This window comes from Bifidobacterium sp. LH_416, from assembly GCF_056357055.1.
This window is the reverse complement of the sequence record NZ_JBKEVJ010000003.1, coordinates 126,387-151,800: the sequence shown is the minus strand read 5'-3', so window position 1 is coordinate 151,800 and position 25,414 is coordinate 126,387. Positions and strand designations below refer to the sequence as shown.

Annotated in this window: 14 protein-coding genes and 3 rRNA genes (1 of these 17 running past the window's edge); 6 read left to right on the top strand and 11 right to left on the bottom strand. The window is 55.3% G+C overall.

Annotated features, from left to right (window positions below; genetic code table 11):
• Positions 1-25: 25 nt before the first annotated feature.
• Positions 26-3,829, bottom strand: coding sequence for an FtsX-like permease family protein (locus tag AC1AY0_RS07730; protein ID WP_476526154.1), 3,804 nt, complete (start codon positions 3,827-3,829; stop codon positions 26-28).
• 9 nt (positions 3,830-3,838) lie between these two features.
• Positions 3,839-4,540: an ABC transporter ATP-binding protein gene (locus AC1AY0_RS07725; protein ID WP_476526152.1), complete on the bottom strand. Its 702-nt coding sequence runs from the start codon at positions 4,538-4,540 to the stop codon at positions 3,839-3,841.
• 261 nt (positions 4,541-4,801) lie between these two features.
• On the opposite strand from AC1AY0_RS07725, the gene AC1AY0_RS07720 reads away from it, so the two are divergent.
• A complete protein-coding gene (locus tag AC1AY0_RS07720) occupies positions 4,802-6,277 on the top strand; it encodes an amino acid permease (protein ID WP_476524873.1) in 1,476 nt (491 codons plus the stop codon).
• A gap of 311 nt (positions 6,278-6,588) precedes the next feature.
• Here AC1AY0_RS07720 and AC1AY0_RS07715 read toward each other — a convergent pair whose 3' ends face one another.
• From AC1AY0_RS07715 to AC1AY0_RS07705, 3 genes are all read right to left on the bottom strand, one after another.
• Positions 6,589-7,200, bottom strand: a complete 612-nt coding sequence (locus tag AC1AY0_RS07715; RefSeq protein WP_476524874.1) for a DUF624 domain-containing protein — start codon at positions 7,198-7,200, stop codon at positions 6,589-6,591.
• A gap of 114 nt (positions 7,201-7,314) precedes the next feature.
• A complete protein-coding gene (locus AC1AY0_RS07710; RefSeq protein WP_476524875.1) occupies positions 7,315-8,157 on the bottom strand; it encodes a carbohydrate ABC transporter permease in 843 nt (280 codons plus the stop codon).
• Entirely contained in the window at positions 8,157-9,011 is an 855-nt protein-coding gene (locus AC1AY0_RS07705) for a carbohydrate ABC transporter permease (protein ID WP_476526150.1), read from the bottom strand. The genes AC1AY0_RS07710 and AC1AY0_RS07705 overlap by 1 nt, the downstream gene beginning before the upstream one ends.
• A gap of 363 nt (positions 9,012-9,374) precedes the next feature.
• On the opposite strand from AC1AY0_RS07705, the gene AC1AY0_RS07700 reads away from it, so the two are divergent.
• Positions 9,375-10,391 carry a LacI family DNA-binding transcriptional regulator gene (locus AC1AY0_RS07700; protein ID WP_476526149.1) on the top strand — a complete coding sequence of 339 codons (1,017 nt, stop codon included), beginning with the start codon at positions 9,375-9,377 and terminating at the stop codon, positions 10,389-10,391.
• A 450-nt stretch (positions 10,392-10,841) separates the two neighbouring features.
• Here the strand turns inward: AC1AY0_RS07700 and AC1AY0_RS07695 are convergent, their stop codons facing one another.
• Together AC1AY0_RS07695 and AC1AY0_RS07690 are read right to left on the bottom strand one after the other, a co-directional pair.
• Positions 10,842-12,188, bottom strand: a complete 1,347-nt coding sequence (locus AC1AY0_RS07695) for an ABC transporter substrate-binding protein (RefSeq protein ID WP_476524878.1) — start codon at positions 12,186-12,188, stop codon at positions 10,842-10,844.
• 482 nt (positions 12,189-12,670) lie between these two features.
• Positions 12,671-13,384: a histidine phosphatase family protein gene (locus AC1AY0_RS07690; RefSeq protein WP_476524879.1), complete on the bottom strand. Its 714-nt coding sequence runs from the start codon at positions 13,382-13,384 to the stop codon at positions 12,671-12,673.
• 94 nt (positions 13,385-13,478) lie between these two features.
• On the opposite strand from AC1AY0_RS07690, the gene AC1AY0_RS07685 reads away from it, so the two are divergent.
• From AC1AY0_RS07685 to AC1AY0_RS07670, 4 genes are all read left to right on the top strand, one after another.
• The gene (locus AC1AY0_RS07685; RefSeq protein WP_476526147.1) at positions 13,479-13,853 is read left to right on the top strand and encodes a DUF4235 domain-containing protein; all 375 of its coding nucleotides are present in this window, start codon (positions 13,479-13,481) and stop codon (positions 13,851-13,853) included.
• Positions 13,854-13,948: 95 nt separating this feature from the next.
• Complete coding sequence (locus AC1AY0_RS07680; RefSeq protein WP_476526145.1) at positions 13,949-14,734, top strand: nitroreductase family protein; 786 nt, start codon at positions 13,949-13,951, stop codon at positions 14,732-14,734.
• Between the two features lie 191 nt (positions 14,735-14,925).
• Positions 14,926-17,619 carry a YhgE/Pip family protein gene (locus AC1AY0_RS07675; protein ID WP_476526144.1) on the top strand — a complete coding sequence of 898 codons (2,694 nt, stop codon included), beginning with the start codon at positions 14,926-14,928 and terminating at the stop codon, positions 17,617-17,619.
• Complete coding sequence (locus AC1AY0_RS07670) at positions 17,616-19,940, top strand: YhgE/Pip family protein (RefSeq protein WP_476526143.1); 2,325 nt, start codon at positions 17,616-17,618, stop codon at positions 19,938-19,940. The genes AC1AY0_RS07675 and AC1AY0_RS07670 overlap by 4 nt, the downstream gene beginning before the upstream one ends.
• Positions 19,941-19,974: 34 nt before the next feature.
• On the opposite strand, the gene AC1AY0_RS07665 is transcribed toward AC1AY0_RS07670, so the two are convergent.
• The 4 genes from AC1AY0_RS07665 to AC1AY0_RS07650 all read right to left on the bottom strand — a co-directional run.
• Positions 19,975-20,226, bottom strand: a complete 252-nt coding sequence (locus AC1AY0_RS07665; RefSeq protein WP_476526141.1) for a hypothetical protein — start codon at positions 20,224-20,226, stop codon at positions 19,975-19,977.
• An 83-nt stretch (positions 20,227-20,309) separates the two neighbouring features.
• A 5S ribosomal RNA gene (gene rrf, locus AC1AY0_RS07660) occupies positions 20,310-20,426 on the bottom strand.
• A 183-nt stretch (positions 20,427-20,609) separates the two neighbouring features.
• Positions 20,610-23,670, bottom strand: a 23S ribosomal RNA gene (locus tag AC1AY0_RS07655).
• A 433-nt stretch (positions 23,671-24,103) separates the two neighbouring features.
• Positions 24,104-25,414: ribosomal RNA gene (locus AC1AY0_RS07650) — 16S ribosomal RNA — on the bottom strand; it runs 219 nt beyond the window's last position.
• The 16S, 23S and 5S rRNA genes sit together here, the layout of an rRNA operon.

The window sequence follows — 25,414 nt, the reverse complement described above, 5'->3', positions numbered from 1 at the left end:
CACGGCGCAAAATTGAACTTTAGGATTATTCCACAGATTTCAGCGAACTTACCGGGTCAATCCGGTCGAGTACCGGGTTGGTGAACAGCTGCACGAGCAACGCGAACGCAAATGTTGCCACAACGGCTATCAGGTAGCTATACCAGTGCACATCCACCTCAAAATACAGCGATGGCATGTTCAATGCGGCCGTCAGCAATCCGCCAATCCACCGGCCGAGCGGAAGACCGACCACCACACCCATGCCGGTCAATATCATCATTTCGCGATTCACATAGTTGTGCACTTCGCGGTTGTAGAAGCCCAACACCTTCAACGTCGCCATTTCGCGCACGCGCTCGGAGACATTCGTATTGGCCAGCGTGAATAGCACCACCAACGCCAGCCCACCAGCAAGTCCCACAATCAGCGCCACCACGGCACCCATCAAATCGAACTTGAATGTATTAGCCAAATGTGCGCAACTTACAGCCTTCAGCACCGACGCCTTCTCACCCAGCTGCTCTGCGTACGCGGCCTGCTCATCATCAGTACCCTTGAGCTTGGCGAGCTCAGCGTTCCAAGTCAGCGTTGAAGCGGCACTATCCGCCGAAGCCGATGACACAGCACCGTCCGTAGCGAATTTCTGATCGTACAACCGCTCGCTGATATACACATCAGAGCCGATCAGATTGCGCGTCACCGCCGCTACCTTGACCTTGGCACGACCACTGCCGCCATTGCCCAGAGTAACGGTATCGCCAGCGTGAATACCCAGCGAATTGGCCGCAGATTGCGCGACGATCACACCACTGTCGTCCAGCGTCACTGTGCCGCCGCCCGACGAGCCGAAAACACCGAAAATATTAGGCAGCCCGAACCAGCCTTCATCGCCGACTTGCTCCAGCGTCACCATATCGTTCAGTTTGTTCAGTGAATCATTGGGAACTGCCATCAACTGCACGGTTTCGCTTTCCTGTGCAGCATTGCTCATCTGGCCGTTTTCCACGCGCAAGTTCAGCGTTTCAGTAGTTTGCGCATCGTTCTTAACCTGTTTGCGCATTGCGGCGGCATCGTCATCGCTGGCGACGACCATCAGGTCATACTGGTAGATCTGCTCGTATTGCTTGACTCCGATGGTATCCACCGTGTCATTAATCGCGAATCCGCAGATAATCAGCGCGGTGCAGCCGGCCACACCGCCTACGGTCATAATCAGACGCGATTTGAACCGGAAGATATTGCGCGCGGTGACTTTGCCGAGGAAGTTCAATCTATTCCAGACCGGCTTGATACGCTCCAACAGAATGCGAGCGCCCGCTTTCGGCGCTTTCGGACGCATCAGCGCGGCCGGCGTGTGCCGGATTTCGCTGCGGCAAGCGAGCGCGGTGGCCACGCCGACGCCGATTACGAACAGCAGGATGCCCGCCGAACCGTACAACCAGTCGTATTCGAGCTGCACACCGGGCAATATATACAGTCCTTGAATCACTATCAGCAGGAATGCTGGTATGCCGAGGAATCCAACGAGCAGGCCCATACCGCCGCCAATCAGGCATGCAAGCAGCGCGAACAGCAGGTAGCGCATGGAGACAGCCACGCCACCATAGCCGAGGCCCAAGTATGTGCCGATAAGTCCGCGATCTTCCTCAACCATGCGAGTCATGGTGGTCAAGCTCATCAGCACGGCGACCACGAGGAACACGACCGGGAACGCACGGCCGATGGATTCGATGGAGCTGATGTCTGATTTGAGTGAGCTGAATCCGCCGATTGAGGCGCGCGTCTGCACGTACCAGCGCGCGTTGGCTACGTCATCGATTCGGCGCTGCTGCTTGGCGAATTCGCTTTCCGCCTCGCTGCGCTGCTCATCCAGCTGCTTCTGGGCATCTTCGAGCTGTTGCTTGCCTTCCTCGAGCTGCTGCTCGCCGGTTTCCAGTTGTTGTTCGCCCTCTTCAAGCTGCTGTTTTCCGCTGGCCAATTGTGCTGCCTGAGCTTCCAGCTGCGCCGACTGTGTTTCGAGTGTGGTAGCGTTCGCTTCGAGCTCGGCCGATTGGGCGTTGAGCTGCGTTTCGCCGGCCGCTGTTTCCTGCTCTTTGGCGGTTAATTGCGCGTTCTGCTGGTCCAAGGTGGCCTGTGCGGGGATGATGGTGGTGTTCAAGGTCTGCTGCAGATCGGTTTTCTGCTGAATCAGACTGCTGCGCTGGGCTTGCAGTTCAGTTTGCTTGTCTGCGAGCTGTTGCCTGAGCGTGCTGATTGATGGAGTGCTCGGTACGGTGATGCCAAGGCGCGCGAGTAGCTGCTTGATGGCTTGCCATGTGGGTGAATCGAAGTCGATATTGGGATCGATTTGGGCTAGCAAGGCATCGGCTTGTTGGATTAGCTGCAGCATCTGATCAAGTTGTGCCACACCTTGATCGATTTGTGCAATGCCTTGTTCGATTGTGGCGCGATTTGAGGTCAGCTCGGCTTGCGCGGCGTTGAGCTGCTGCCTGGCGCTGGCGAGCTGCGCTTTGCCGGATTCAAGCTGCACGCGAGCGTCAGCTATCTGTTGGCGGCCTTGCGCGATTTGCTGGCGAGCGGAGGCGATTTGCGCGCGGCCTTCGGCAATTTGCCGTTCACCATCGCTTATCGTTTTCTTGTTCTGTTCCAGTTGCGCGCGACTATCCTTGAGTTTCGCTTCGTTGGCTTCAAGTTCTTTACGATTGCTGTCGATCTGCTGCTGTGCATCATCGAGCTGTTTGAAGGCATCGGTTTTGGCATTATCCAGCGATTGCTGTGCACTAGCGACGATTTGCTGGCGGCGAGCTTTCTGCTGCTTGGTCTGTACCTGCTGTTCGATGCGATCGGCCACCGTTTTCACAGCAGCATCGTAATCATCGGCAAAAGTGCTGTACTGGCTTGCCCCGGTGACAGTGATGGAGATTGCGGTGTATATGTTGCCGGTTACACCATCGCTTGGTGCAAAGAAAGTGTAGTCATCCGACGAGGTGGACCGGAAGGCATTCATACCGGAATAGCCGTCCGGATTGTTGAGATCGCGCGGGTCAAGCACAACGCCGGTAATGGTGAGTTTGGTGGGAAATTGCGGGGATTGTTCAGTGGATGTGGATGAAGACGTGGACGCAGACGCAGCATCGGCTGCGGCACCTATGGTTGCGCTGTCATTCGTGTTGCCTACCGCACTGTTTGCGCTGCCGCTGCTGCCGCTATCGCTCGCATCCGATGCGGAAAGCACAGTACTCAGCGACGATGTTTCCTGCGGCGTTACTGTGATGGCATCGCCAATATTCAGCCCACTATCGTTGAGGAACTGCTGAGTGACTGCCACTTCGCCCGCTTTGCGCGGCATATCACCTTGCTGCAGATACGGCTGATCCAAGCCTTCGGTACCGATTTCCTGCAATGTGACGGTTTTCTTCGTATCGTGGACCATTGTGGTAACCGACTGCGAGCGCTCCGGTTGCACGATTTGCACGCCTTCGATGCGGCGTAGTGCTGCTACATCATCGTCGGTCAGGCCATACGTGGATAGCACCTGGATATCATGCAAACCTTGCTGATTGTAGAAGCGGTTTGCAGCGAGAAAAGCGTCACGGCATCCGGCATAGATGCCGGTGAGCACGGCCACTCCGAGGAGAGTAATAACAGCGATGGAGACGAATCGCTTCCAGCTGCGCAGCCAGCAACGCAACGTATCTTTGGCAAAAGCCACGGAAATGCCCTTGCCTCGACTATTACGCCCGGATTGTTTCACGGTATGTTCCACAGGCCGGCTTGACTGTTTCACGAAACGTTTCACAGCCCAACCGCCTGAGGAATCACTAGTGGAATGCTTCGCCGCCGCCATGGCCATCGCCTACCATTCGATGTCAGCGATGGGCTGCGGCGTGGGATTGATTTCCTCACTGGTCACCTTGCCGGAGCGGAAATGAATCACCTTATGCGCCATCGGAGCGAGCGCGGAATTATGCGTAATAATCATCACAGTCATGCCTTGTGACTGGCAAATATCCTGCAACAGTTGCAGTACTTCCTTGCCGGTTTCGTAATCGAGCGCGCCGGTCGGCTCATCGCACAGAAGAAGCTTTGGTTTCTTGGCAATAGCTCGGGCGATGGATACGCGCTGCTGTTCGCCGCCTGACAGCTGGGCCGGAAAGTTCCCCATTCGCTCCCCCAATCCGACTTTGCGCAGTGTTTCTTCCGGATCAAAATGGTCAGGGCAGATTTGCGAGGCAAGTTCCACGTTTTCGAGCGCGGTCAGATTTGGCACCAGATTGTAGAACTGGAACACAAAGCCAATATCGTTGCGACGGTACGCCACCAAATCTTTGGTCTTGAGGCCTGTAATATCGCGGCCGCCGACTACCACGCGTCCGGATGTGACGGTATCCATGCCTCCCAGAATGTTCAATGCCGTGGTTTTACCGGCACCAGACTGTCCAAGAATCACCGTCAGCTCACCTTGGTCAGCGGTGAAGCTGGCTTCATCAAGCGCACGAATCGCAGCACTGCCCGCAGCATACTCTTTGACTACCTTGTCAAATTCGATATACGCCATCGCACACCTCTGTTCCCGTCAATTGCCGTTCCCAGCCGCGATTGCATCCACCCTCGAAATCAACGGCAGGCAACTCTCCTTCTATTAAACCTCATTATCCTGAGTACCATCCGGCTGACTCGCGCCACCGTTTCGCCGCGGAATCCGCGCCCCATGCCCATATTGCGCGAACCGCAACCATATGGACACGAACTGAGGCTTACCATGGTGGACATTGTGCGCGACGATTCCAGCCGCGCCTCGAAAGAATCGAGAGAAGACATGAGCAGTACTGAAGCGCCTAAGAAGCCGCGCGAAACCGACGACGTGCCGGTTCCCGCGACCTTGCGCAAATCCTTGAAAAACCGCCATATTCAGCTGATTGCGCTCGGCGGCGCCATCGGCACCGGCCTGTTCTATGGCTCCAGCGAATCCATCGCGTTGGCCGGCCCGTCCATTCTGCTGGCCTACCTGATTGGCGGCCTCGCGATCTTCATGATTGTGCGCGCACTTTCGGAAATGTCGGTGGAAGACCCGAAGGCCGGCGCCTTCAGCTACTACGCCACGCGCTACTGGTCCAAGCGCGCAGGCTTCATCTCCGGCTGGAACTACTGGTTCAACTACATTCTGGTTTCCATGGTGGAACTTGCCGTGGTGGGCTCGTTTGTGAACTACTGGTTCCCGGCCATTCCTACCTGGGTGTCCGCAGCCGTGTTCCTGGTGCTGATTACCGCCGCCAACCTGCTGGGTGTCTCCAAGTTCGGCGAGTTTGAGTTCTGGTTCGCCATTATCAAGATTGTGGCTGTGATCGCCATGATTATCGGCGGTCTGGCAGTGATTGTGTTCGCCCTGCCGACCGCTTCCGGCATTAAGGCGAGCTTCGCCAACTGGTTCACTGTGGGCGGCGGCTTCTTCCCGAACGGACTTATGGGCCGCGCTTCTGACGGCTCCTGGACCGGCCTCTTAATGGCTCTGGTCGTAGTGATGTTCAGCTTCGGCGGCACTGAGCTGATTGGCATTACCGCAGGCGAAACCGAAGATCCAAAGACCACGATTCCTCGCGCCACCAACGACATCATCTGGCGTATTCTCGTGTTCTACATTGGCGCTCTGGGCGTGATTATGGCCGTTGTGCCGTGGAATACCATCGACGGCCAGTCCAGCCCGTTCGTGCAGATTTTCGATTCCGTGGGCATTCACGCTGCCGCCGGCATCCTCAACTTTGTGTGCTTGACCGCTGTGATGAGCGTCTACAATTCCGGCCTGTACGCCAACTCCCGCATGCTGTACTCGCTAGCTAAGCAGGGCAATGCGCCCGCCTACCTGGGCCGTCTGAATTCCAAGGGCGTGCCGGTCGCTGGCGTGCTGACTTCCGCTGTGATTACTGCGATTGCTGTGGTTGTGGTGTTTGTGTGGCCTGAATTCGCATTCAACTACCTGATGTCCATTGCTACGATTGCCGGCATCATTAACTGGACGATGATTATGTTCACCGAAATGAAGTTCCGCAAGGTGGTTGCCGCCGGTGGAGCTCCGGAAGACACTGAACTGGCCGGTTTGAGCGGCCAGAAAGCGCTGGATGCGATTCACTTCAAGCTGCCGTTCGCCAAGGTGACCCCGTGGGTGGTGCTGGCGTTCCTGGCACTGGTTGTGGTGCTCATGTGCTTCTCCGCCAGCTACCGCGTGGCTGTCATCGCCGGCGTGATCTGGCTGGCCATCCTGTTTGCGGCATACCAGCTGACTCAGGCCAAGAAGTAATCGGCTATTCCTCTTGTCCCGGTAGTCCAAAATATCCAGAATTGGACTACCGGGACATATTTCGCTGTCCCGGTAGTTCGATTGTGCATCTTTTCGGCTACCGGGACATTTTTCTTGGTACCGGACGGCGATCATCTTCGCTCCAGCCTTGGAATTCCGCCATTCTTCATTTGCGAGATTTCCTCAAACGCGCGATGCCTTGTCCCGGTACTTAAAAATAAGTCGAAATACGGTACCGAGACAAGAAAAAATGTCCCGGTACCGTTTTTTGGCCTTTTTCGTCTACCGGGACAATCAAGAGCAGCCGAATACTACAACGATGCAGTCGTATACGGCTTGAAGACGTGCTCGGTGATCGGAACATGAATCATCAGCATCGAACCATAGCCCAGAACCACCAGCAGGAACAGGCCGCCTGGCATATAGAACCAGCTGGCGGCCAGGAGCGCGACGAATACCGCGTCGATTGCCACCAAAATCAGCGTGGCGACAATATGGGAGACCCCGAAGATAAAGGCATTTTTCAGTGTGCCGCCTACGGTGTTTTCAAAACGTGCCTGAAGCGCGAATACCCATTCGAAACCGATGAGCCACAGAATGCTCACCGCAAATTTAGGAATGAGCAACGGCGTTATTTGCAGCACGATCCATGCATAGATCAGCCCAATCAGCACCACAAGGAAGGGCAACCACAACAGCGTGGCCTTAGCGAAGTTCGCTTTGAACGCTTTGAAATAGTTGGCAGCAACACCTTTACCCTCGCCCTCCAAGGCCTTGCGGCTGGCATCCTGCCCACCGGTGAGCGCTGCGCCAATGGTGATGATTGGAATAGAGGTGATCAGCATCAGGAGATTGATGAGCACGCCGTCGACCAAATTGCCCCATGCACGCATGAATTTGGAATCAGGCGATAGCCAGTTCACTTCACTGCTCCCCTCTCCTCGCACGCCTAACCTCACAAAACGTACACTGAGCGGACGTCAGTGTACGTTTCGTGAGGCTAGGGACATGGGCTTAACCTTGGATGATGCCAGCCGTTAACCCTTTACGGCTCCAGCCATAACACCACTCACAATATACTTCTGGCAGACTAGGTAGAAGATGATGATGGGGATGATAGCCAGGACCAGGCAGGCCATCATGGCACCCATATCCACGGAACCGTAGCCGCCCTTCAAGTACTGTACGGCGACCGAAATGGTCTTGTACTTGCCAAGGTCGAGCGTCAGGTATGGCAGCAGGTAGTCGTTCCAGATCCACATGGCTTCGAGAATGGCCACCGAAACAATCGACGGCTTCATAATCGGCACCACAATCTGGAAGAAGATGCGCGGCACAGAAGCACCATCAATCATGGCGGACTCTTCAAGCTCCTGCGGAATACCCTTAATCACACCGGTGAAGATGAACACAGCCAGACCGGCACCGAAGCCAAGGTACACAATGCACAGGCCCCACGGGGTGTTGAGCTTCAACATATCGGCGATCTTGGAGAGGGTGAACATCACCATCTGGAACGGCACAATCATGTTGAACAGGAACAGGGTGTAGAGGAGTTTCGCGGCCCAGTTGTTCACGCGGACAATCCACCATGCGCACATTGAAGTGCACACCAGAATCAGCACCACGGAGCCTACGGTGATCAACAGCGTCCAGCCGAAGGATGCGAAGAACTGTGTGGTTTCAACGCCACGAGTGTAGTTCTCGAATCCCACGAACGCCTTGCCGGTCGGCAGGGAGAACGCGTTCTTGGAGATGTACGCCTTCTGCTTGAAGGAGTTGATCAACACCAGAACAATCGGGAAAATCCAGAAGAGGGAAACGACGGTAAACAGGGCGGTCCACACCGGACCATGCTTCACAGGCTTGTCCTCGTTCATCAGGCTGCCACCTCCTTGCTCGTAGTGAGCTTGTTCTGAATAAGTGCAATGATCGCCACCAGGATGAAGAACAGCACGGCCTTCGCCTGGCCGACGCCTTCCCAACCCATGCGGCCGTAGAAGGTGCGGGTGATGTTCAGAGCCAAGCCTTCAGACATGTTGCTCGGAGCGCCATTGGTCAATGCAAGGTTCTGATCGTAGAGCTTGAAACCGTTGGTCACAGTCAGGAAGGAGCACACGGTGATGGATGGCATCATTAGCGGGATGATGATACGGAACATGGTTTGCGTGCCGTTCGCACCATCCACTGCAGCAGCTTCCAACACGTCGGTGGGTAGTGCCTGCAGGCCGGCGATGTAGATGATCATCATGTAGCCGATTTGCTGCCAGCACACCAGAATGACCAAGCCCCAGAAACCGTAGGTTGCCTTGTAGGTCAGGGCGCGACCCCAATGAGCCAGCACGCCGTTCAGGAGCAGCAGCCAGATATAGCCCAGGATGATGCCGCCGATAAGGTTCGGCATGAAGAACACCGAACGGAAAACGGTGGATCCCTTGATGGCTTTGGTCAGCATGTAGGCAATCGCGAATGCCACCACGTTAATCACAATGGTGGTGACGATGGTGAATGCCGTAGAGAAACCAAGCGCGTGCAGGAATTCCGGATCCTTCAGCGCCTTGGAGTAATTCTTCAAGCCAACAAATTCGCCATCGGTAACAGTGGTGAACTCGCAGAAGCTCAGGTACACGCCCATGATGAACGGCACCAAGAACCCGATAATGAATGCGGCAAATGTAGGTAGTGCAAACAGCGCCCACCACCTGCGTATTGCCTTACCAGCCATGCTGATCATGACTTCCTCCTCCTTGAGTCCGCTGCACTACATCGTGCGTCGAAGCGGAACTATCTCAGTATCAGCCCGCCGAACGGGAACTGAATCTTCAGCCTCGTTCTCGTTCAAGCCTATGCCCATCGTAAATGCTGCACATCAATATGTCAAACGTTGTCATTTATAGCGTTTCCAAACAATAGCAATCATCTATAGAGCACATCTTTTCAGTCTATAAAATGGCCAATTTAAGCCGTTTTCTACTCTCTTCACCTTGTATTACAAACGTTTGCAATACAATCGTTGTCATCTTCGCAATACACAGAAATCACATGTACACTTAAAGAGCTGATTTCCAAACTTGCTTCATCACGCAAAGGGGCATGAATGTCTACGAGCATCCAAGACGTCGCGCAGAAAGCCGGAGTGTCCATCTCCACCGTCTCCCGCTCGTTCACCAGACCGGACCTAGTCTCCGCTAAAACCCGCGAGCGCGTACTGGCCATTGCGGATGAATCGAACTTTTCCCTCTCCCGCTCGGCAGCAGCCTTGAAATCAGGCCGTTCGCTGCGCATTGCGGTGTTGATGAGCGGCCATATTCGACTCTGGTTTACCGCCTCGGTGATCGAAGGACTGAACGAAGTGCTTCACGCCGGCGGATACGACATTTCCATTTTCCAGATTTCCAGCATCGAAGAGCGCAAGGAATTCTTTGAGATGCTGCCGGTACGCCGCAATGCCGACGCCGTGATTGTGGTGTCTTTCGACATCGATAGCAATGAAATTGCGCAACTGGCTTCTGCGGATGTGCCGATTGTGGGCATCAATACTGCAGATTCAGAGCAGCATGGCTTTGCCGCAGCGGTAAATATCGACGACCGTCAAGGTTCAACGCTTGCCGCACGACATTTGATGAATCTTGGACATCGCAATATCGCATACATCAGCACGGATCGCGCGATTTCGTTGAGCTTCTCTGTGCGCGGTCGATTTGATGTGTTTATGAATACTTGCCGTGCTGCAGGCGTTGAACCGCAGGTGATTGTCTGCAAAGTCGATTCGGACGGCCATTATCAGATTAGCGATGTGGCTACGCAGCTCATGAGTTTGGAAGAGATGCCGACCGCTATCGCATGCCAGGAGGATGGCATCGCGCTCCCACTGCTGTTCCAACTCGAGCGCAACGGCTTCTCTGTGCCTGGTGACGTGTCTCTTATTGGTTATGACGACAGCTTCTACACCGACGATATCGGACTGACCACTATTCGCCAGGATCCGGTGGAGATGGCGCATATCGCTGCCCGCATGACGCTTGATCTGATTGAAGAGAAGCCGCTGGCTGAGCCATTCGTTACGGTTCCCGCGCAACTGATGGTGCGGTCCTCCACCGCTCGCATTAAGTAATGCGATAGGCGCACACAGCACGCAGATAAGAACTCCCGTCTCCATAACTGACGGTTTTTCAACACTGACTGTCGGGTTTCTGACACAGACTGTAGGAAATCGAACACTGACTGTAGGAATTCGGACAAAATACGTCGGAAACCCTACAGTCAGTGTCCAAAACCCTACAGTCAGAGACGGAAAACCGACAGTCAATGTTGGAAATCCTACAGTCTCCCTCCTCACAACTACAGTCTCCTCCTCACAACACGTTGAGGCCCGTCGCTTCGAACATATCGGAAGCGGCGGGCCTCAACGTTTAAGGAGAAGGAGACACATGAAGTGGAGTAAGAGAACAGCGCGGCACCCTGCGTAAAGGAGGGGAAGCGCAAAGTGCCGCGTCTTTTCAGTTTTTCAGTTATTAGCGGTCATTGATTCACGGATCAGCGACCCGAGGAATCAATTCAGCTCTCAGTGGGAAGCGGCGTACTCAGAAGCCCAGCCATCAACGAAGGCGGTCTTCACAGCATCCCAGTTGCCGGTGCCCTGAGCGTACTCGAGCAGAGCCTGGCCGACCTTGTTCTTCCACTCTTCAGACGGCATCATGGTGAAGTTCCAGGAGACCTGGGTCTTGCCGGACTTCTGATCCGCAACAGCGGCCTCGGTCAGCGGGTTATCGAACTTGACGTCGTCGAAGGTCTTGAACGGAGTGGTGAAGCCCATGTCCTGAGAGAGAGCCTTCTTGCCGGTATCAGAGGTGATGACCCAAGCCAGGAAGTCCTCGGTGGCCTTCTTGTCGGCATCGGAAGCCTTGTCGTTGATGCACCAGTAGTTCTCAGAACCAGTGGCCAGGCCTTGCTTCTCTTCGCCCTTGACGCCAATGTAGATCGGCATCATGCCCACAGAGTCAGCGGACATGCCGGCCTTCTGCAGGTCGGTCCAAGCCCAAGTACCGTTCTGGTAGAAGGCGGCCTCACCGAGTGCAAACTCGGAGTTGGCATCGTCACCGGTCTTGGCGCTCAGCTGCGTGCGATCGGTGGTGGAGTCAGTGATGTACAGGTCGAAGATCTTCTTGTAGTTCGGCAGGTAGGTGCCCTTGATGGTAGCCGGTTGCTCGGTGACGTTGTCAGCCTTGAACTCGTAGTAGAGCGGCAGGTTCGCCAAGTGGGTCTTGAAGCGCCAGTCAGAGCTGGAATCGAAGCCTGCGGAGGTGAAAGCGCCCTGGATGCCGAGCTCATCCTTACGAGCCTGCATGTCGTCGGCCACGGCCTTCAGCGTATCAAAGTTGTCGATTTCGTCGATGGACTTGGCCTTGGCACCATCCAGAGCGAAGTACTTGTTGAGGATGTCCTTGTTGTAGATGATGCCGTAGGTTTCCATCACATACGGCACGCCGACAACCTTGTCGCCATCCTTCAGAGCTACATCCTGGTTGGTGAGCTCCTTGTAAATGTCGGTGTTCGAGAGATCTGCAGTGTAACGCTTCCAGTTCTGGTAGCCAACCGGGCCATTGACCTGGAACAGGGTCGGGGCTTCGGTCTTGGCAATTTCGGACTTCAGGGTCTGCTCGTACGTGCCGGATGCAGCGGTCTGAACCTTGACCTCAACGCCCTTTTCCTTGGTGTATTCCTTGGCCAGAGCCGTCCACTGATCAGCGGCTTCCGGCTTGAAGTTCAGGTAGTAGACCTTGCCCTTGGCGTCGTCTCCGGAAGTAGAGCTTCCGCAAGCGGCCAAAGTACCCAGAGACATTGCAGCAATAGCCGCTACTGCAACCGCAGACTTGATAGTGCGATTCATCTTCGAACCTTTCTCTTTCATTGTGACTTCCAATCGGATTCCGATTGAAAGCAATGCCGTTAGCAGCACCTTCACAACTATCGACATGCACTATTGTGCAACGGTTCGCATTGTTTTGCAAACGATGGCATTATTCGGCGCGCCTAAATCGCACACAGCGCCAATAGTACGCACCTAATTATCAAGAAAACATTATTTTTCAAGGGTTCACCCTGCATCACAATAATGCAAGCGTTCGCAATCTATGAGAGCGCAAACATAGACAAAAGGATTAAAAATGACTACGTTCTCACTCCGCGCCGGCACCTACCGCTATCGTTTGCAAAACGCAATATGCCTATGTCTCAATATGTTCAATATGTCAGCAACAGCACTCCCAAACGACCATCATAGAAAAAAGCCCGCCTATACAAGACGGGCTTTTCACACATCACATCACAACATCACAGCAACGCACAAGCTCGCAGCCGCACAGCCGCAAAACACACCGCACCGCACACCAATCAGGCATTCCACCGCTCAATCACATGGTCGCCCTTGTACACGCTCAGTACAGAGTAATGTGCCGTATCCAATCGCAGTAACCGCGCGAAATGCGGGTCCACACCCAGCCATTGCGAGGTCAGGATACGCAGGATATGCGCATGTGCCACCAGCAGTACGTTGTGTCCGCTTTCCAGCAACGGCATCACTTCGTCAATGGCACCTTTGGCACGAGCCGCAGCATCTTCCAAGGTTTCGCCCTCACCGTTGTGCACATGCACCTGCTCGCCAGACGGCAAGGTCTCCACCCAATCGCCTTCCAAATCAGGGTTCAGTGAGCGCGGACCGTCACGCCAGATATCCCAGGAGAATCCGCTGGCTTCACTCACCTGCTGGCGCGTGCGGCCTTCAGCACGCCCGTAATCCCATTCGGCAATGCCATCGAGGATGCCACAGTTTTCAAATCCAGCCAATATTGCAGTCTGATGCGCACGCTTCAGCGGACTGGAGAATACGCAGTCCGGCGCAAATCCTTCCGGAAATGCCTCGCGCAATCGCTCGCCCGCAGCAACCGCCTGCTGACGGCCAACCTCGGTCAACGGAATATCGGTACGACCGGTATGCTGCCCGGATTCGCTCCACACGGTCTGCCCGTGGCGCAGCAATACCAGAAAACCTGCCCCACCACGAGATGATTCAACGGCGACGGTGCCATTCACATTCTGTTCGCTCATGCCTCCACTGTAGTCTGCTCAGGCTCGAGACTCTACCCACGCCACACGCCTTTTATGATTCAGTATGATTCCACAGTGTTTTAGACTGGTGATTATGAGTGATGAACCGAACTCCGCATTCTCCACTGAGGCTGATCAAGTGGTCCAAAGCCTGCATCGCGTTGACGACGCCGTCAATGCTGCACGCGAACACCGGCTGAACGATCCTGATTCGCTGGGAGATAAGCTCATCAAATCGGCAGTGCCCACTGTAGTCGGGCTCGTTGCCGGTAAAGCACTGCAAACAGTATGGGATAAAGGCATCGCACGTCGCAATATTCGTAAGGGACTTGCTGCCGATGCACCGCAGAGCTTCTTGACTAGCTTGGCTTTTGCCGCGATTTCTGCAGCATTCGGCGCGGTAGTTTCGCAGCTTTCCGACCGCGGTTCTCAGGCATTCGTCAATCGTATGCATCGCAAGGCAAAGTAACGATACGGTACTCACAGACGCTTCCAGCAGCGTTTCGATTCCGCTCTCAGAGCATCAGTGCCATACAGCGCAATCGCGCATGCGAGAATACAGGTATGGTTACTAACTCCACTATTGAAACGTTGCTGAATCGTCGCTCCATTCGCAAGTTCAAGGACGAGGCTATCGATGCCGATACCGTCGCTACTCTTGAAACTGTCGCCCAGCATGCTGCTTCCAGCCAATTCCTGAATGATTGGTCCGCCATTCGCGTCATCGATCCCGCGCTCAAGGCCAAAATGGCTGAATTCGGCCATCAGCCATACATCGCCACTGCGCCGCTGCTGTATGTGTTCATTATTGATGAGCATCGCAACGCGCGCATTGCCGAACGTAAGGGCATCAATCCGGATTCCGATGAATTCCGTCTGAAGTACAGCTATCGCTTCACTCAGGCCCAGAATGATGCCGTGCTTGCCTTGCATGCCATGGAAACCGCAGCATATTCACTGGGTCTCGGCTGCGTGATTCTTGGTTCGATTTTGAACGATATTCCCGGTGTGATTGATGCACTACATCTGCCGAAGTACACCTACCCAGTGCTGGGTTTGGCTATCGGTAAGCCTGATCAGGAACCTGCTTTAAAGCCGCGTATGCCACGCGCTATGCAGTTCTTCGACAACGCCTACCCGGCTGATGCGGCCTCGGCAGAAGACACCAGTGATGTACTGGCCTCGCTGGACGCCTTCGACGCCGAAGTCCACCAGTACTACGACTTGCGCAACACGGACCGCCCGGTCGATGCATTCAGTGATCAGATCGCTACCGTCAGCGGTCAAGATGTCAGCCGCCAGACTCTACTGCCTAAGGCTGCAGCGCAAGGATTCGAACTGGATAAGTAGACCAACTAGACAATGTATAGTCTCACACAGTGGGACCATATTATGAACACACCCTAATCACGTTCTGGCTATTTCCGCAGTCTATTCCACCTCTTCATCAGCGGGCGGAATAGACTGCTTATGGCTTATTCGGAAAAAAGAACGGGCCGGCCAGCGGTGCCAAAGCGACCGGCTGTGGAGCGTGAGGCCACATGGGGACGATTTGGCATATATACCAACGCGACATATTGCGCATTGTGCGCAATCCTGTAGCTGTAGTGGTTACGTTAGGCGTAGCTATTATCCCCTCGCTCTACGCATGGTTCAACATTCTTGCCAATTGGGACCCTTACTCGGCCACAGGTAATCTTCAAGTCGCAGTAGCCAACGAGGATCGCGGCACATCCAGCGAACTGGTTGGCACATTGAATGCTGGCAAACAGGTAGTGGCACAGCTGCGCAAGAACCATCAGCTGGGCTGGCAATTCGTCGACAGCGAAGACGATGCCATTCAAGGTGTGGAAACCGGCCAATATTATGCGGCCATCGTCCTGCCTAAAAACTTCAGCGAAAGCCTAGTGGATTCCGTCACCGGCACGTCGCAACATCCTCAGCTGCGGTATTACGTCAACGAAAAGAAAAACGCGATTGCGCCAAAAATCACCGATACCGGTGCCACCACGATCGATGAGCAAATCAACTCCACGTTCGTAACCACCGTAGGCAATACCGTGGCGGCAGCCATCTCCAAAGCAGGCGGCGATCTTGCCAAAACCACCAACAATACGCAGCAAGACGCTATCACCGACCTGAACACTGTGCTGAGCACCATCGACAGCGTCAACGCTGCCCTCACCGATCTTGATTCCACCCTAAATCAAGCGGACAGCACCATCACTAACGCCAAACACACCACAGCAGCGCTGAAACGTGCAACGGCGAGCGCGCGTAAGGCCTCGCAGCAGTCAGGTTCGTTGCTCGCCGATGCACAGAATGGCTCCCAAGCCTTCTCCACCACGCTCGTTGGCGCGTTGGATTCCAATTCAGCCACGCTGTCCGGTTTTGCAGTCAATGTGAATACTGCAGCCGGAACCGTTATCGGATCATTCAATGACGCACAGAATTCTGTGGATTCCATTACCAATGCGCTGAATGCGCCGCTTGACCGTACACAGACCACGCTCGATACCGTCAAGGAGGCATTGCGTCAGGCAGGCCTTGATGAGCACACTACCAATCCTCTTGGGCAGCGTATTTGGAAGCAAATCACTACGTTGGATGGTGTTATCAGCCGCCAGCAATCGCAGATCAATGACTTTCATACCAATGCTTCGCAATTCATCGGTTCCGGTAAGGACGCTGCAGGCAAACTGTCTGGAACCATGGGTACCGCTGCCACAGGCGGTCTTGCCGCGCTAAGTCAGGCGCGGCAATCGCTTACCGGCACAGTGATGCCGGGGCTGAATGCCTCACTCAATAGTTTCGCCGCATTGAATGGCACTCTCGATGGCACCTTGGTATCGCTGAACGGCACGTTGAATCAGGCGGATGGTTTGTTCGATCAGCTCTCCAGCACCATCGACCAAACCAAAACCACTATTGATGGCACTCAGCAATCGATAGCACAGCTTGCCGATGATGTGCGCACAGTACGTACCGATATTGGTGCGCTGGATAGTTCCGCCGTCTACCGCAAGATTACGGACACACTGCATCTCGATGATAAGGAATTCGGCAAGTTCATGGGGCAGCCCGTGAACTTGGTAACCAAGGTGGTGTATCCCACCGACAATTATGGTTCCGCAGTAACCCCGTTCTACACCAATCTGGCACTGTGGGTGGGCGGATTTGTGCTTATCGCCATCTATAAGCTGGAAGTCGACCGCGAACAGGTCAACCATCTGAGTACTACACAAGCATATTTGGGTCGCTGGCTGCTGCTGCTCACCGTCGGTTTCCTACAAGCTATTATCGCCACTATCGGCGATCTGGTATTAGGCATCCAATGTGAGCATCCGCTGCTGTTTATTCTCGCCGGAGTGTTCTGCTCATTCGTATATATCAATATCATCTATGCCTTGGCAGTGGCCTTCCGCCATATCGGCAAAGCAGTCGCCGTGATTCTGGTTATTGTGCAGATTCCTGGCGCCTCCGGCCTCTATCCCATCGAAATGATGCCGGAATTCTTCCGCGACCTGCATCCCTGGCTGCCGTTCACCTATGGCATTAATGCCATGCGCGGGCCGATTGCCGGCACCTACGCAAACCATTACTGGCTGGATATGATGCACCTGTCGTGGTATGTGCCAGTAGCGTTGTTCATCGGTCTCGCAGTACGCCGCTATGCCATTAATCTCAACGCGTTGTTCGACCGGCGTTTGGGCGATACGGATCTGATGATCACCGAGCACAACAGTATGGTCAACGAACACGTGAGCCTCAACTCCGTATTCCGTACGGCATCCAGCAGTAAGGAATTACGCGCACTGATTACTCGCCGCGCACATCAGTTCTTCGCTCGCTATCCGCTGATGATTGTTTCCGGCCTCGCGCTGCTTACTGTATTGCCGTTTGTGTTCCTGATTCTATTGTTCGTCACTCAGGCAAAAATCGCGATGCTTACCGCATGGATTCTGTCGATTATTCTTATTGACGCCTACCTGATTGTGGTGGAATACACGCGCGAAAGCTACGCGATGCAACTAGGAGTGAGCGCCATGAGCGCGGATGAATTCCGCGATGTGATGCTTAACGGTTATGTATGGCGTCGTTTCCACGAACGCGGCAAGCACAGTGAGCACACAGCCGATTCAGATCCGGATATTGAGGAAACCACGCAACAACTCATCCCGATTCATTCCGAAAGCTCCGCACATCGCACCGGCGAGGGAAAAGACGCACGATGAAGCTCATCTGGAAACTATTCGCCCGCGACGTACGCCAAGCCACCCGCAATGTGATTGCGGTTGTAGTCACAGTTGGTCTGGTGATTGTTCCTGCACTGTATGCCTGGTACAACATTGCGGCAAGCTGGAATCCGTACGGCAACACCAAAGCACTGAAAGTGGCCGTGGCAAACACAGATAAGGGATACAAGTCCGATTTGATTCCAGTGCCAATCAACGTTGGCGAAACCGTGACTAATGCGTTGAGGGCCAACCATGACCTCGACTGGCAGTTCGTGGACCGTAGCAAGGCCATCGATGGCGTGCATTCAGGCGAATACTATGCCGCGCTGGTGATTCCCAAGAGCTTCAGCGCCGATATGATGACACTGTTCTCGCCGAAGATCAAGCATGCCCAGCTGGAATACTATCTCAACGAGAAAATCAACCCTATCGCCCCGCATATCACGGACGAAGGCGCCAGTACTGTTGCCACCACCATTGATCAATCATTCGTGAAGACACTGTCCAGTGTGGCGTTGAATCTTGCCTCGAATGTGTCCAAATATGCGCAAAGTCCGGAAATGGCGCAGTATGTCAGCAATGCCACGGACCATTTGACTGCCATGTCGTCCCAGCTCAATAGCACAGCCTCGCAAATTGACGCCTACTCCGGTTTGCTGGGCGCTGCAGACGGCATTATCACGTCGACCGATGCACTATTAGGCTCCACCGGTTCAGCTGCTGCAGCTGCAAAGAAAGCGATGAAACAGGCGAAATCCGGAACGACCAGTCTCAGTGGCGCATTGTCTGGTGCGGCAACCGGCGTAAGCATTGCATTGAAGCAGGCGGACGCAGCATATGGTTCCATCAGTACGCAAATCGATTCAGCATTCCAGGATATCGATGCGCAATCCTCCCAAGTGGCAGGAACTTTGACCACCATGCAATCGCAAGTGCAGAGTCAGTCTGATGCATTCGGCAACTATGCAGACGCATTGCAATCATTGGCTGATTCCAGCACACTGCCAGCAGTGAAGAACGCATTATCGAAAGCCGCAGATCAAGCTCGGCACACGCAGCAGCAATTGCAATCTGCAGCAGATGGACTCGGTAATGCAGCAAAGAACATCACCAATGGCACGGCATCGGTAACGGATACTAAAACCAAGCTGGATAATGCGATTACTCAAGCTCGTCAATCCATTGCTCAAGCGTCCGATACTTATGAGCACACGCTGCAACCGCAGCTCAATGCGCTGATTTCATCCATTGATGATGTGGCCGCTCAGGCAAACACGGTTATCGACGGACTATCCACTACAGTGCGCAGCGTTTCCAAACTATCCGGAGGCATCTCCAGCAGTATTACGGATATTCGCGCCTCATTAGGCACTGCTTCTGCCGCGCTCAAGCGTTCCGCTAAGAAATTGGATACCCTGACCGGCAAGCTGTCTGAACTATCCAAAGACGGCAATACTGATCTATCCAGCGTTATTTCCGCAGACCCAGACGCCATTGCTTCGGTATTATCCGCGCCGGTATCAGTTAATCGTATTCCACTGTATCCGATGGCCAACTACGGATCCGCAATGGCTCCGTTCTATACGATTCTGTCCATTTGGGTGGGTGCCATCATTCTGGTAGCCATGCTGAAAGTTTCGATTTCCGACCATGAGAAGGCCAAGATTCTTGGGCTTGGTAATGATTTGCCGTTAGGGTCTGCAGTCGGTATTCGTGAAGCGGTGATTGCTGGGCGAGAAGCTGGGCCAGGTGCCGCTCTGGATGTGTTGAAGAAGCCACGTGCGGAGTCTCCCGGCAACGCACGGCAATTCGGTCTGCATCTGCATCATGAGTACTTTGGTCGATACATGATCTTCTGCTTCCTCGCTTTGCTGCAGGGTACGCTGGTATGCCTGGGGGACATGTTCTACTTGGGTGTGCAGTGCGAGCATCCGCTGCAGTTCCTGATGGTCGGGTGGCTGGCTGCGCTGGTGTTTTCCAATATCGTGTATACGTTGACCGTGTCGTTTGGCGATATAGGTAAAGCTATTGCCGTGATTTTGCTGGTGATGCAGGTTGCCGGTTCAGGTGGCACGTTCCCCATTGAAACGTTGCCGAAGTTCTTCCAGTTGGTATCTCGCTGGCTTCTGTTCCCGTATGGTGTAGACGCTATGCATTCGGCCATGGCTGGTTCATATGGCTGGGAATATTGGATTGCGATGAGTAAGCTTGCGCTGTTCTTGATTCCGTCGCTGCTGCTTGGGCTAATGCTGCGCAAGCCAGTCATACGCTTCAATGATTGGGTTATTCGCAATCTCGAAAGCACTAAAGTAATGTGAACAGCTCACGGAAATATTTTGTGTCTATCGATGTCTATCGACGACGTGGCTTGTATCCGCGTTTACGGCTGTGTGGTTTCAGTTCTTGGCTAAGAGGAACGTGTTTGTAGCTGAGTTGTGGATCGCGATGTGTCAGATGCCAGCAATTGCAGTATTCACACCGATATACCCAGAGTTCTGCACCGCGTTCGATGAAACTTTGGTCTGCGGCACGCTGAGCCTGTACCTTGTCGTGGTACATAATTTTGTTTGATGTAGCGCAGCGTTTGGGTGTGAAGTAGTGCATAGCAGTTTCTCAGTGTAGGGAACGCTTTGACATATGAGTTGAGGCCCGGGAGCTGTTGCTCTACCGGGCCTCTGTAAGTGTGAATGCGGCGGTGTGCTACTCTCCCACACCCTGTCGGGTGCAGTACCATCGCCGTGCCAGGCCTTAGCTTCCGGGTTCGGAATGGGACCGGGCGTCTCCCCTGGGCCATGACCGCCGCAAATCTTCAATTCTATCGGCCGGACGTATCGTCCGCCGGCATTATGTGGCGGTTCGGGGACCGGATGGTGGACGCTGATGTGTGTTTCGTCGTGTTCCGACCGCGGTGTCCGACCGAGTGTCTCTCTGTCGTCCGCGTATGTCTTCGCGCAATACGGTCACCAATCTTCGAATGGAATTGGTGTTGAGTGTCGCCGTCCCCCGTTAGTACCGGTCGGCTCCACCCCTCGCGGGGCTTCCACGTCCGGCCTATCGACCACGTGTTCTTCATGGGGGGTTCAGGAATCCGGGGATTCCATGGAATGCTTATCTTGGAGCAGGCTTCCCGCTTAGATGCTTTCAGCGGTTATCCCTTCCGAACGTGGCCAACCGGCCGTGCCGCTGGCGCGACAACCGGCATACCAGAGGTTCGTCCACCCAGGTCCTCTCGTACTATGGGCAGGCCTCCTCAACATTCCAACGAGCGCAGAGGATAGAGACCAAACTGTCTCACGACGTTCTGAACCCAGCTCGCGTGCCGCTTTAATCGGCGAACAGCCGAACCCTTGGGACCTGCTCCAGCCCCAGGATGCGACGAGCCGACATCGAGGTGCCAAACCATCCCGTCGATATGGACTCTTGGGAATGATCAGCCTGTTATCCCCGGGGTACCTTTTATCCGTTGAGCGATGCCGCGTCCGTACACCGGCACCGGATCACTAGTTCCGACTTTCGTCCCTGCTCGACCCGTCAGTCTCGCAGTCAAGCTCCCTTGTGCACTTACACTCGCCACCCGATTGCCAACCGGGCTGAGGGAACCTTTGAGCGCCTCCGTTACTCTTTGGGAGGCAACCGCCCCAGTTAAACTACCCGCCAGGCACTGTCCCAGAGCAGGATCACTGCTCGTGGTGAGACATCCAATGCGAACAGAGCGGTATTTCACCTTCCGACTCCACACGGGCTGGCGCCCATGCCTCACAGTCTCCCGCCTATGCTACACAATCCACACCGAATGCCAATACCAAGGTATAGTAAAGGTCCCGGGGTCTTTTCGTCCTTCTGCGCTTAACGAGCATCTTTACTCGTACTGCAATTTCGCCGAGCTCCTGGTCGAGACAGTGGGGAAGTCGTTACGCCATTCGTGCAGGTCGGAACTTACCCGACAAGGAATTTCGCTACCTTAGGATGGTTATAGTTACCACCGCCGTTTACCGGGGCTTGAATTCACCGCTTCCACCGAGGTGTGACGGATCCTCTTAACCTTCCGGCACCGGGCAGGCGTCAGTGCATATACAGCGGCTTGCGCCTTCGCATGCACCTGTGTTTTTGGTAAACAGTCGCTACCCCCTGGTCTGTGCCACCCCCAAAAGCTCCCCAAGCAAGTTGGTTCACCATCGGGGGTCTCCCTTAAACCGAAGGAACGGGAGTGATTTGCCGAGTTCCTTGACCAGGATTCGCTCGATCGCCTTGGTATTCTCTACCTGACCACCAGTGTCGGTTTGGGGTACGGGCGCCAGACGCCCTCACGCCGAAGCTTTTCTCGACGGCCGGGATCACCGGATCCACGCATACGCGCGTCCCGTCGCACCTCACCCACAACGCCCCCCGGATTTGCCTAAGGGGCGGGCTGCGTGCTTGGCCCGGGAAAACCACCTCCCGGGCCGGCTGCCCTTCCGTGTCACTCCTGCGCTCACCTACTACCGCTACGGTCCCAGACGAACCACCATCACCACCCCGAAGGGAAGGTCAGGAGGAACGCAAGGTTAGTACTCACGGCCTCGGTCTGATCGGTCGCCTGCCGGTACGGGAATATCGACCCGTTCATCCATTCGACTACGCCTGTCGGCCTCGCCTTAGGACCCGACTCACCCAGGGACGATGAACGTGGCCCTGGAACCCTTGGTCATCCGGCGGACGGGATCTTCACCCGTCTCTCGCTACTCATGTCTGCATTCTCACTCCCATGCAGTCCACGGCCGGCTTCCGCCGCCGCTTCGACCCGCATGGGACGCTCTCCTACCCAGTAGAAAACTACTGCCGCGTCTTCGGTGGTGTGCTTGAGCCCCGCTACATTGTCGGCGCGGAACCACTAGACCAGTGAGCTGTTACGCACTCTTTCAAGGATGGCTGCTTCTGAGCCAACCTCCTGGCTGTCTATGCGACTCCACATCCTTTCCCACTTAGCACACGCTCCGGGACCTTAGACGACGGTCTGGGCTGTCTCCCTCTCGACGACGGAGCTTATCCCCCGCCGACTCACTGCCGGGATACGCATCACGGGTATTCGGAGTTTGGTTGCTGTCGGTACCCAGTACGGGCCCTCAAGCATCCAGTAGCTCTACCCCCCGGATGTACTCACCCGACGCTGCACCCAAATGCATTTCGGAGAGAACCAGCTATCACGGAATTTGATTGGCCTTTCACCCCTAGCCCCAGGTCATCCCCCCGGTTTTCAACCCAGGTGGGTGCGGTCCTCCACGCGGTCTTACCCGCGCTTCAACCTGCCCAGGGCTAGATCATCCCGCTTCGGGTCCAGGACGAGCGACTCGACACGCCTTTTAAGACTCGCTTTCGCTACGCGTACACCACACGGCTTACGCTTGCCACCCGCCACTGACTCGCAGACTCATTTTTCGATAGGCACGCCGTCACCCCGTAAGGCTCCGACGGTTTGTAGGCGCACGGTTTCAGGAACTCTTTCACTCCCCTCCCGGGGTGCTTTTCACCTTTCCCTCACGGTACTAGTACGCTATCGGTCAGACAGGAATACTTAGGCTTACCCGACGGTCCGGGCTGATTCACACGGGGTTCCACGGGACCCGTGCTACTTGGGACAAACATTATCGACGGTCCATGCGCCTTCGGGTACGGGGCCATCACCCTCTACGGCCCGGTATCCAACCCGGTTCCCCTCGCACATGGATTTATCACCGCCGGCCGGCACGTCGGCGCCGGCGCAACGCTCCCGCAACACCCATGCCGCAACCCCCGACGGGTAATCACACGGCACGGGTTTGGCCTGATCCGCTTTCGCTCGCCACTACTCACGGAGTATCCTCTCCTGCAGGTACTGAGATGTTTCACTTCCCTGCGTACCCCCCACACACGAAGTGTGGTACCGGCCCATCAAGGCCGGTGGGTTCCCCCATTCGGAAATCCTCGGATCAACGCCCTGTTGACGGCTCCCCGAGGCCTATCGCGGTCTCATACGTCCTTCATCGGTCCTGCCTGCCAAGGCATCCACCATACGCCCTTGCGGGCGACACACCCGCAAAGCACAAAGCAACTGCCAGACGACAAATCAATCGACACTACAATCAGATCACAAAACGATCGGAACGAACACCAAACAACAGTTTGGAGTCCGAACGAAATCAACAGCAAAAAACAACGATGAACATTGTTTCTTGCTCGCGTCCACTATCCAGTTCTCAAACCACCACGCACCCACCAGCCGGGCACGCCACCGGAACCAACCGGGGCAAGCCAGCCCATGGGGCAGCGGACCGCACCGAGACCAACGTCTCGGGGTGGCGATCCGGGAGCCCAAAAGCGCATCCGCACCACTCCACGGCCATCCCACGACGGACAAACCGAAAGCCCATGATCTCTTCCACACCAGCAACCGGAAACCAACCGGGAATCTCCCGGCCGTCCGGCCCACACCGGCTTCCAACCGGAAGCCTGAATTACTCCGTAGAAAGGAGGTGATCCAGCCGCACCTTCCGGTACGGCTACCTTGTTACGACTTAGTCCCAATCACGAGCCTCACCTTAGACGGCTCCCCCCAGAAAACTGGTTAGGCCACCGGCTTCGGGTGCTGCCCACTTTCATGACTTGACGGGCGGTGTGTACAAGGCCCGGGAACGCATTCACCGCGACGTTGCTGATTCGCGATTACTAGCGACTCCGCCTTCACGCAGTCGAGTTGCAGACTGCGATCCGAACTGAGACCGGTTTTCAGGGATCCGCTCCACCTCGCGGNGTCGCATCCCGTTGTACCGGCCATTGTAGCATGCGTGAAGCCCTGGACGTAAGGGGCATGATGATCTGACGTCATCCCCACCTTCCTCCGAGTTAACCCCGGCGGTCCCCCGTGAGTTCCCGGCATAATCCGCTGGCAACACGGGGCGAGGGTTGCGCTCGTTGCGGGACTTAACCCAACATCTCACGACACGAGCTGACGACGACCATGCACCACCTGTGAACCCGCCCCGAAGGGAGACCACATCTCTGCGGCTGTCGGGAACATGTCAAGCCCAGGTAAGGTTCTTCGCGTTGCATCGAATTAATCCGCATGCTCCGCCGCTTGTGCGGGCCCCCGTCAATTTCTTTGAGTTTTAGCCTTGCGGCCGTACTCCCCAGGCGGGATGCTTAACGCGTTGGCTCCGACACGGAACACGTGGAACGTGCCCCACATCCAGCATCCACCGTTTACGGCGTGGACTACCAGGGTATCTAATCCTGTTCGCTCCCCACGCTTTCGCTCCTCAGCGTCAGTAACGGCCCAGAGACCTGCCTTCGCCATTGGTGTTCTTCCCGATATCTACACATTCCACCGTTACACCGGGAATTCCAGTCTCCCCTACCGCACTCAAGCCCGCCCGTACCCGGCGCGGATCCACCGTTAAGCGATGGACTTTCACACCGGACGCGACGAACCGCCTACGAGCCCTTTACGCCCAATAATTCCGGATAACGCTTGCGCCCTACGTATTACCGCGGCTGCTGGCACGTAGTTAGCCGGCGCTTATTCACCGGGTACACTCACTCTCGCTTGCTCCCCGATAAAAGAGGTTTACAACCCGAAGGCCTCCATCCCTCACGCGGCGTCGCTGCATCAGGCTTGCGCCCATTGTGCAATATTCCCCACTGCTGCCTCCCGTAGGAGTCTGGGCCGTATCTCAGTCCCAATGTGGCCGGTCGCCCTCTCAGGCCGGCTACCCGTCGAAGCCACGGTGGGCCGTTACCCCGCCGTCAAGCTGATAGGACGCGACCCCATCCCACGCCG

Excerpts from the sequence above, each read along its gene's own strand:
- AC1AY0_RS07730 (WP_476526154.1), bottom strand. The coding sequence starts at position 3,829 with ATGGCGGCGGCGAAGCATTCCACTAGTGATTCCTCAGGCGGTTGGGCT.
- AC1AY0_RS07725 (WP_476526152.1), bottom strand. The coding sequence starts at position 4,540 with ATGGCGTATATCGAATTTGACAAGGTAGTCAAAGAGTATGCTGCGGGC.
- AC1AY0_RS07720 (WP_476524873.1), top strand. The coding sequence starts at position 4,802 with ATGAGCAGTACTGAAGCGCCTAAGAAGCCGCGCGAAACCGACGACGTG.
- AC1AY0_RS07710 (WP_476524875.1), bottom strand. The coding sequence starts at position 8,157 with ATGAACGAGGACAAGCCTGTGAAGCATGGTCCGGTGTGGACCGCCCTG.
- AC1AY0_RS07705 (WP_476526150.1), bottom strand. The coding sequence starts at position 9,011 with ATGATCAGCATGGCTGGTAAGGCAATACGCAGGTGGTGGGCGCTGTTT.
- AC1AY0_RS07700 (WP_476526149.1), top strand. The coding sequence starts at position 9,375 with ATGTCTACGAGCATCCAAGACGTCGCGCAGAAAGCCGGAGTGTCCATC.
- AC1AY0_RS07695 (WP_476524878.1), bottom strand. The coding sequence starts at position 12,188 with ATGAAAGAGAAAGGTTCGAAGATGAATCGCACTATCAAGTCTGCGGTT.
- AC1AY0_RS07690 (WP_476524879.1), bottom strand. The coding sequence starts at position 13,384 with ATGAGCGAACAGAATGTGAATGGCACCGTCGCCGTTGAATCATCTCGT.
- AC1AY0_RS07685 (WP_476526147.1), top strand. The coding sequence starts at position 13,479 with ATGAGTGATGAACCGAACTCCGCATTCTCCACTGAGGCTGATCAAGTG.
- AC1AY0_RS07680 (WP_476526145.1), top strand. The coding sequence starts at position 13,949 with ATGGTTACTAACTCCACTATTGAAACGTTGCTGAATCGTCGCTCCATT.
- AC1AY0_RS07675 (WP_476526144.1), top strand. The coding sequence starts at position 14,926 with ATGGGGACGATTTGGCATATATACCAACGCGACATATTGCGCATTGTG.
- AC1AY0_RS07670 (WP_476526143.1), top strand. The coding sequence starts at position 17,616 with ATGAAGCTCATCTGGAAACTATTCGCCCGCGACGTACGCCAAGCCACC.
- AC1AY0_RS07665 (WP_476526141.1), bottom strand. The coding sequence starts at position 20,226 with ATGCACTACTTCACACCCAAACGCTGCGCTACATCAAACAAAATTATG.